General features: G+C 63.2%; 8 protein-coding genes. All 8 read left to right on the forward strand.

The window, feature by feature from the left end; translation table 11 throughout:
* Positions 1–208: 208 nt before the first annotated feature.
* Positions 209–1,072: an acyl-CoA thioesterase II gene (gene tesB / locus ACREC7_RS14195; RefSeq protein WP_431556343.1), complete on the forward strand. Its 864-nt coding sequence runs from the start codon at positions 209–211 to the stop codon at positions 1,070–1,072.
* A 222-nt stretch (positions 1,073–1,294) separates the two neighbouring features.
* Positions 1,295–1,633, forward strand: coding sequence for a P-II family nitrogen regulator (locus tag ACREC7_RS14200; protein WP_424388769.1), 339 nt, complete (start codon positions 1,295–1,297; stop codon positions 1,631–1,633).
* 30 nt (positions 1,634–1,663) lie between these two features.
* Entirely contained in the window at positions 1,664–2,992 is a 1,329-nt protein-coding gene (locus tag ACREC7_RS14205) for an ammonium transporter (RefSeq protein ID WP_431556348.1), read from the forward strand.
* Between the two features lie 158 nt (positions 2,993–3,150).
* Positions 3,151–4,359 (forward strand): aminotransferase class I/II-fold pyridoxal phosphate-dependent enzyme, encoded by a 1,209-nt coding sequence (locus ACREC7_RS14210; protein WP_431556344.1) that lies wholly within the window; start codon positions 3,151–3,153, stop codon positions 4,357–4,359.
* A gap of 2 nt (positions 4,360–4,361) precedes the next feature.
* Positions 4,362–6,827 carry a DNA translocase FtsK 4TM domain-containing protein gene (locus tag ACREC7_RS14215; RefSeq protein ID WP_431556345.1) on the forward strand — a complete coding sequence of 822 codons (2,466 nt, stop codon included), beginning with the start codon at positions 4,362–4,364 and terminating at the stop codon, positions 6,825–6,827.
* Between the two features lie 105 nt (positions 6,828–6,932).
* The gene (locus ACREC7_RS14220; RefSeq protein WP_431556346.1) at positions 6,933–7,724 is read left to right on the forward strand and encodes a LolA family protein; all 792 of its coding nucleotides are present in this window, start codon (positions 6,933–6,935) and stop codon (positions 7,722–7,724) included.
* A 399-nt stretch (positions 7,725–8,123) separates the two neighbouring features.
* Entirely contained in the window at positions 8,124–8,360 is a 237-nt protein-coding gene (locus ACREC7_RS14225; protein ID WP_431556347.1) for a hypothetical protein, read from the forward strand.
* Positions 8,361–8,768: 408 nt separating this feature from the next.
* Positions 8,769–8,930: endonuclease/exonuclease/phosphatase family protein (locus tag ACREC7_RS14230; protein ID WP_431556349.1), on the forward strand; the 162-nt coding region annotated here is incomplete at its 3' end.

The following is an 8,930-nucleotide window of genomic DNA, read 5'->3' on the forward strand; positions in this document are numbered from 1 at the left end:
CCTTTGTCCCTCCCCTCAAAGGGGAGGGTGGCGAGCCGGCTTTTCAGCCGGGTCGCCGGGTGGGGTCAGAGGCACATATTGTCCAAATCGCCCCACCCGTCCACCAAAGCCGAAGGGAGCTTTGGTGGACACCCTCCCCTCGCGGGGAGGGATGAACTCTGCTACACGCCGCTTCTCGAAATTGGCCGGACGCCAAGGACAGCAAATCATGAGCCGCGCCCTCGACCAGCTTCTCGCCATCCTCGATATCGAAACACTCGAGGTGAACCTGTTCCGCGGCGTGAGCCCGCAGGTCGGCTGGCAGCGCGTGTTCGGCGGCCAGGTGATCGGCCAGGCGCTGGTTGCGGCCTACCGCACGGTCGAGGGCCGCACCTCCCATTCCTTGCACGGTTATTTTCTGCGGCCCGGCGATCCCGCGGTGCCGATCCTCTACAATGTCGATCGTATCCGCGACGGCGGCAGCTTTTCCACCCGCCGCGTCGTCGCGATCCAACACGGACAGGCGATCTTTTCCATGGCCGCCTCCTTTCACAAGCATGAGGAGGGTCTGTCGCACCAGGTGAAGATGCCTGACGTGCCCCCGCCTGAATCGCTGCCGAACGAGACCGAGCTGAAAGCGCTTCTGCTCGACCGCCTGCCGCCGCAAGTGAAAGCCTATTGGGAGCGCGAGCGGCCGATCGAGATCAGGCCTGTCGACCTTTCGCGCTACCTCAGCCCGGAAAAGCGCGCCGCCACGCAGCAAGTGTGGATCAGGGCGACGGGGAGCCTCGGGGACGACCTCGCCCTGAACCAATGCGTGCTTGGCTACGCCTCCGATTTCACCCTGCTCGACACGGCGCTGATCGCCCATGGCCGTTTCATCTTCGACCCTTCGCTGATGCTCGCCAGCCTCGACCATGCCATCTGGTTTCACCGGCGTTTCCGGGTCGATGACTGGCTGCTCTACGCCCAGGACAGCCCAAGCTCGGGGGGCGGCCGCGCCTTCTGCCGGGGCACTCTGTTTACGCGCTCAGGCGAGCTCGTGGCCTCCACGACGCAAGAAGGCCTGGTTCGCGAACGGCGCGCCGACTGAAATCAGGCTATAGAATAGGCAAACGCCAGATTTTGCCCGTTTCGTAGGCATTAGACCGCCCTACCGACTGGCCCGAACGTCCCACCGCCACGGAAATTTCGCTCAAAAGCCTAGGAATTGCTGCACTGCGGCGGAGTTGGCACGCAGTTTGACTCTCCTTTCGGGTTAACGCGGCTCACGACCTGGCCAAACCCAAAAGCCGCAACATGGAGGGGTGAACAAATGAAGCTGGTGATGGCGATCATCAAGCCATTCAAGCTCGATGAGGTGCGCCAAGCCCTCACCGAGCTCGGTCTGCAGGGCATGACCGTGACCGAGGTCAAAGGTTACGGACGCCAGAAGGGCCATACCGAAATCTATCGGGGCGCGGAATACGCCGTGAACTTCCTGCCGAAGATCAAGATCGAAGTCGTCGTGCCGGCCAAGATGGTCGACAAGGCCGTCGATGCCATCGTTGCCGCTGCCAAAACCGGGCAGATCGGCGACGGCAAAATCTTCGTGGTCCCGGTCGAGCAGACGGTGCGCATCCGTACCGGCGAAACCGACGAATCAGCGCTCTGAGAGGGGGAGGAAAATTAGATGGTGACCCTGATGAAGTTTCTCTTCGGCGTGGTCGCAGCGCTCGCTGTGCTGATCCTCGCCCATATCGATCCGGCGCTTGCCCAAGAGGCGGCGGCCGAGGCAGCTCCGGCGGCTCCGCCGGCGCCGACACTCAACTCAGGCGACACGGCATGGATGCTCACATCCACCGCCCTCGTCCTGATGATGACCATTCCGGGCCTCGCCTTGTTCTATGGGGGCATGGTCCGCAAAAAGAACGTGCTGGCCACGGTGATGCAAAGCTTCGCCACGACCTGCATCGTGACCATCGTGTGGATGGTGATCGCATATTCGCTCGCCTTCACCAATGGGGGAAGCATGAATGCCTATATCGGCGGCATGTCGCGCTTCCTGCTGAAGGACATGGAAGTCGGCACGCTGAAAGGCACAATCCCTGAATCGGTGTTCATGTGCTTCCAGATGACCTTCGCCATCATCACCCCGGCGCTGATCACCGGCGCTTTCGCCGACCGCATGAAGTTCTCCGCCTTGGTGATCTTCATGGTCCTGTGGCAGATCCTCATCTACGCACCGATCGCTCACTGGGTGTGGGGCGGCGGGTTCCTCGCCGGTCTCGGCGTGCTCGACTTCGCCGGTGGCACGGTCGTGCATATCAACGCCGGTGTCGCGGGCCTGGTATGCGCCTTGTTTATCGGCAAGCGCTACGGCTACGGATCCGAAAACATGGCGCCGCACAACCTGGTGTACAGCATGACCGGCGCCTCGCTGCTGTGGGTCGGCTGGTTCGGATTCAACGCAGGCTCCGAGCTTGCCGCTGACGGACGGGCGGGCTTTGCCATGACCGTCACGCAGATTGCGACCGCCGCTGCCGCGCTCGCTTGGATGTTCTCCGAGTGGGCCGTGCACAAGAAGCCGAGCGTGCTCGGCATCATCTCCGGTGCCGTGGCCGGTCTCGTGGCCATCACCCCGGCATCGGGTTATGTCGGCCCGATCGGAGCGTTGTGGATCGGCGCCGCTGCGGGCGTCGGCTGCTTCTTCGCGGCAACGACGGTCAAGCGGGCCCTCGGTTACGACGACTCCCTCGACGCCTTCGGCGTTCATGCCGTCGGCGGCATAATCGGAGCGCTGCTGACCGGCGTGTTCGCCTTGAAGGCGGTGTGCGGGACATCGGGCTTGCTGGAAGGCAATCCGGGCCAAGTGCTCATTCAGCTTGAAGGTGTCATCGCCACCATCGTTTGGACGGGGGTGATGACTTGGGTGATCCTCATCATCACCGACATGCTTGTCGGCGTGAGAGTGACACAGGCTGCTGAAGTAGAAGGTCTCGATATCAACCTGCATGGAGAGGTGGTGCCGTAACACACACGAGCTGAATCAACTCCAGGACGAAGACCACGAGAGCAGCCTCCTCCCTTGACATCTGCTCTCCCCCGAGCCCCGGCGCACTGCCGGGGCTCATTTTGTTTGGGGGCCGCCTAGCCATTGCCGGGACCTGCGCCATCCCGTAACCCTTCCGCATGGCGATTCAGACCGGGCAACCTTCTCTCGACGATCTCATCGCCTCGCCTTTCGCGCGCCTTGCCGCGCTGCTTGATGGCATCGCGCCCGGCGCAGGGTCGATCGACCTTTCCCTCGGGGAGCCGCGGGCGCTGATCCCTTCTTTTCTCGGGCCGACGCTTCAGCAGCATGTGAGCGAGTTCGGGCGCTATCCGCCGATCCGAGGCATCCCCGCGTTGCGGCAAGCCATCGCAGCGTGGCTCGGGCGCCGCTATCCCACGCTCGCAGGCGATGTCGAGCCCGATATTGAGGTGTTGCCGCTCAACGGCTCGCGCGAAGGGCTGTTCTCAGCAATCTTTCCGGCGCTGGCGCGAAAAGCCTCCGTGACGAGGCCGGCGGTGCTCATTCCCAATCCCTTCTACCAGGCCTACGCGGCTGCGGCGGCAGCCTCAGGCGCCGAGCCAGTGTTTCTCGACAGTGCCGGCGCGACGCAATTCCTCCCGGCGCTCGATGCCATCGATGAAGAGCTCTTGCAGCGCACCGTCGCGCTCTATCTCTGCTCGCCGTCTAACCCGCAAGGCGCTGTGGCGGACCGTGACTATCTCGCCCTTGCAATCGAGCTCGCGCGCCGCTTCGACTTCATGCTGTTCGCCGACGAATGCTATTCAGAGATCTATTCCGGCGCCGCGCCCCCAGGCGCGCTCGAGACCGCCTTGGCGGCCGACGGCAGCTTCGCCAAGGTCGTGACCTTCAACTCGCTGTCGAAGCGCTCGGGGCTCCCCGGATTGCGGTCCGGATTCGTCGCCGGAGACCCGGACTTCATCGCGGCGTTTGCCCGCTTCCGCAATGTCGCCTGCCCGCAGGTGCCGCTCCCCATCCAGCACGCCTCGGTCAGAGCCTGGTCAGACGAGGCGCATGTCGAGCAGGGCCGGGCGCTTTACCGGCAGAACTTCGACATTGCCGATGCCGCACTGCAAACCCGTTACGGCTACCGCCGTCCCCCAGGCGGGTTTTTCCTGTGGCTCGACATGGCGGCCCATGGCGGCGGCGAAGAAGCGGTAAAAACTCTTTGGAAAGGGTGTGGTGTCAGACTGCTACCGGGAAAATATCTCGCCCGCACGGGGGCAAGCGGGGTCAACCCCGGCGTGAACCACGTCAGGGTTGCGCTCGTGCACGCGCCTGAGACCACGGGCGAGGCTTTGGGACGCATCGTCGCCACACTGGGGTAGCAATGGCAACCAAGCGGAGACAGAAGGAGCGGCGCCGGCTTCTGCCGGGCGCGGTCGAGTCGGGGCTGAGACAGCTCATGTTTCGCGGCTACGGCCTTGGCGTCGTGGCCATCGCTTGCGCGGCATGGGCGAGCCTCGCCACCTGGTCGATCTACGACCCGAGCTTCAACAACGCGACGCAAGCAGCACCGCGCAACGTGCTGGGGTCTTGGGGCGCGATCCTCGCCGATCTCGCCATGCAGTCCTTAGGGCTTGCCGCCATCATCCTGTTCTTGCCGCTCGCAGCCTGGGGCTGGCACCTCGCTCTGCGCACGATGCCGGAACGGCGCCGTACGCGCCTCCTCATCTGGCCGCTCGCCGTGCTCTTGCTGGCGGCTGCCCTTTCCGCTCTGCCACAGCCGAAAAGCTGGCCGCTGCCCAACGGCCTCGGCGGCATCCTCGGCGATCTGTTCATGACCGGTGCGCTGTTCATCGGCGTGCTGCCGGCCGCCGCGGCATCCTTCGTGGCGGGGCTCGCTTTCCTCATCGCCGGCACCTCGCTGCTCCTCTTCGCCTGCGGCACCTCCACTTCCTCGCTGATCGCCTTGTGGGCGCCGCGGAGCAAGCTTCCGAGCGAATGGGCGAATGCCTCGCTCGGTGCCGCCATGCATGTCGCCATGCATACCGGCGCCAAGATCAAGCGAGGCTTCTGGTGGCGAAAGGCTGACGGCGAGACCGACGAGGCGCCCGACTTGGACCATGACCGCAAGGCGATCGTCCAGGAGGCCGAGCCGGACCCCGATGGGCGCATCGAGCCGAGCTTCGATCTTGAGCCGTTCGACCTCGACGACGATGAGGATGAGGAGGGCGAGGAGGACGACGACGACATCACCGAGCCCAATTATCGCATCACGCGGACCGCGGAGAAGAAGCATACCGGCCTTCGCCGCCGGCAGAAGAGCGACACCCCCTACGAGACGCCGCCGCTCAAGCTGTTGCAGCCGCAGCCGCGCTCGAACAAGAGAACCGCCATCAGCGACGAGGTCCTGCAGGAAAATGCGCGCGAGCTCGAAGGCGTGTTGCAGGATTTCGGCGTCAAGGGCGAGATCACCAATGTGCGGCCGGGCCCCGTGGTCACCCTCTACGAGCTTGAGCCGGCGCCGGGAACCAAGTCCTCGCGCGTGATCGGGCTCTCCGACGACATCGCCCGCTCGATGAGCGCGGTCGCCACCCGCGTCGCCGTGGTGCCCGGGCGCAACGCCATCGGCATCGAGCTTCCCAACGACCGGCGCGAGATCGTGATGCTGCGGGAACTCTTCGAATCTCCGGACTTTCAGGACACCGACGCGCGGCTGGCGCTTGCGCTCGGCAAGAATATCGGCGGGGAGTCGGTCACCGTCGATCTCTCCCGCATGCCGCATCTCCTGATCGCCGGCACCACCGGCTCGGGCAAGTCGGTCGGCATCAACACCATGATCCTGTCCCTGCTCTACCGGCTCTCTCCCGACCAGTGCAAATTCATCATGATCGACCCCAAGATGCTCGAGCTGTCGGCCTATGACGGCATCCCGCATCTGCTTGCGCCGGTGGTCACCGATCCGAAGAAGGCGGTGGTAGCGCTCAAATGGACGGTGCGCGAGATGGAGGAGCGCTACAAGCGCATGTCGAAATTGGGGGTGCGCGACATCAAAGGCTACAACAACCGCGTCCTGCAAGCCGACGCCAAGGGCGAGATGTTGACCCGCACGGTGCAGACCGGCTTCGACCGCGCCACCGGCCGCGCCATCTACGAACAGGAGGAGATGGATTACGACGCCATGCCCTATATCGTGGTGATCGTCGACGAGATGGCCGACCTGATGATGGTGGCCGGCAAGGACATCGAAGCCGCGGTGCAGCGCCTCGCCCAGATGGCGCGCGCCGCCGGCATTCATCTCATCACCGCGACCCAGCGCCCGAGCGTAGACGTGATCACCGGCACCATCAAGGCGAACTTCCCGACGCGGGTGAGCTTCCAGGTCACCTCGAAGATCGACAGCCGCACCATCCTCGGCGAGCAGGGCGCCGAGCAGCTGCTCGGCCAGGGCGACATGCTGTACATGGCCGGCGGCGGCCGCATCATGCGCGTGCATGGTCCCTTCGTCGCCGACGAGGAGGTCGAGAAGGTCGTGCGCCACCTGAAGAAGCAGGGCGTGCCGGACTATCTCGAGGCGGTGACCGAGGAGGAGTCGGGGGACGACGAGGAGGATGCCGAGGAGGGCGAAGGCTACGGCGACTCGGGCGACGAGCTCTACGATCAGGCGGTGGCCGTGGTGCTCAAGGACCGCAAGGTTTCAACCAGTTACGTGCAGCGGCGGCTCGGGATCGGCTACAATCGCGCTGCGACCCTGATCGAGAGGATGGAGAAAGAAGGCTTGATCGGCGCCGCCAATCATGCCGGCAAGCGCGAGATCCTGGTCGGCGACAACGAGGCGATTTCGCCCTATTAAGTCTAGCGACTCAAGGTGCTAGCTTCGCCAAGAAGTTGACCAGATTTGGCGGAATCATCTATCGATGGCTGCTGGGATTGCGCAAAAGCCGAGGGGGGTTCATCGATGCGCATAACAACCGCGTGGCTTCTCTTGAGCCTGTCATGCGCTTTTTGCGTCCCGGCCGGCATGGCGCTCGCCCAAGACGGCACGACCGTGCAAAAGACGCCACCCACCACCGGCACAGTTCCTCAAGCCGAGCCATCCTACGATGCCGCGGAGCCGGAGCCGGGCGAGATCAATCAGGGCGCCGGCGATGAGGGGGCCGGCTGGGATGCCGCGGTGGAGGCAGCACCGGCGGCGACGCCCCTGATCGGTGAGCAGCAGGACGCAGCGGTTACGCGCATCAACGCCTATTTCAACGGCATCACCAATCTGCAGGGCAATTTCGAGCAGATCGACTCGAACAATAAGCACACCACCGGCCGCTTCTATGTGCAAAGGCCCGGCAAGCTCCGGTTCGACTATGCGCCGCCGAGCACGCTCCGTCTCGTGGCCGATGGGCATTTTCTTGCCATCGAGGATTCGAGCCTCAAGACCATCGAGAAATATCCGCTCGAATCTACGCCGTTCCGCCTGCTGTTGGGCGACGGCGTCGACCTCGCCCGCGACGCGCGCATCGTCGGCGTCGAGGGCGACGACGATTCGCTTGCCATTACCCTTGAGGACAGGGGCGGCCAGGCGGCTGGCCAGATCAAGCTCTATTTCGACACCGAGCCTGAAATGAAGCTCAGGCAATGGGTGATTAGCGACGCGCAAGGGCTCGCCACCACGGTAACCATTAACGATGTGGTGCCGGGGCGTAAGGTCGCGGCCGACTTCTTTACCGCGACCACGTCGTTTCAGCCCTTCCGCTGATTTCGCAGGTGCGAATACGCCTTTAGGGCCCTCGGCGGCTTCACAAATTTGTTAGCGGCCGCCTGAAAATTCCTTGCCAATCAATATTTTAGGCACGTTCAGCGGTCCAACATTTACGCCGCGTTAATTTTTTTGCCCCGCGCCTGTTGAAATCCGTCCGCAACCCCCATATTTGTTGCTTCAGAAGCGGCCCACATCGCTTTTCATCGGTAGTGCCCCCCGTCTAGCCGAAGATGTGGTCCGCCCGTGCCGGCTTCCCTCCCGGCACGCGCGCGCAAAAAACGCGCTTCTGGCGCCCAACCACGCGCAGCGGTTGGGCGCCTTTCTTTTGCCTATTGTGTGCTTTCACAAACCCAATCCCTTAAGGTAGCGTTTAGTTGTAACTAAGGGAGCGGCGCGATGGACGCAGTACCGGGCATTACAGTGGGCGAGTGCGTAGGCTGGAAAATCAGCAGCGATAAACAAACGGTTCAGCTGGCGTTCCGAGACACCAAGGGCAATCCGTTCAACTTGGTACTAGGCGAAGGCACCCTGAAGGACGCCATCTTTGCCCTCCTCGATGCCAGCGAGGCATTTCCGAAGGCGAAGTTGGCAATGAGAGATGCTCTAGCCGCAATGCTGGAGCCCGGGGTCTAATCCTGTGTCGCCCGAAACCGCACAACATTGACCATTCAGATCCCCTAACAAGGAAACCCGGTTCGCTTGGCCGGGGTGCTCGTTAATTTCTCTTGTTTGTGGGGCTTGTACTCGGCACCCGAAGTCTTACGTAGGGGGGGTGGTGGATTCCCCCCCATCACCTGTTCCCCCCAAAGGAACCTAAGAGGCCCCGCTCTCCCCCGTGCGGGGCTTCTTCATTTGGGCGCTCGTCAGCAACATCAGAATACCGTCACTGGCCTCAGGGCGAGCACCACAGAAGCAAAAACCGCCGGTACGAGGGCTTGGATAAAACGATCATCGGAATCCCCATCGTCTAAAGGCTGATATTTTGGGATACGGGTTGGGTTCCCGCGTCACGTATAAGATGGGCTTTCTGGGGCACACCTCATGCGTTTTCGCCTCGCGACATGGAACATCAACTCGGTCAGGCTGAGGCTCGACTTGGTTGAGCGTTTCGTGCGCGCACATCGGCCGGACGTGCTCTGCCTCCAGGAGATCAAATGCGTCGACGGGAGCTTTCCCGAGCTGCCGGTCCGCGCGCTCGGCTTC

This window comes from Methyloceanibacter sp. (assembly GCF_050728395.1).
Taxonomy (GTDB): domain Bacteria; phylum Pseudomonadota; class Alphaproteobacteria; order Rhizobiales; family Methyloligellaceae; genus Methyloceanibacter.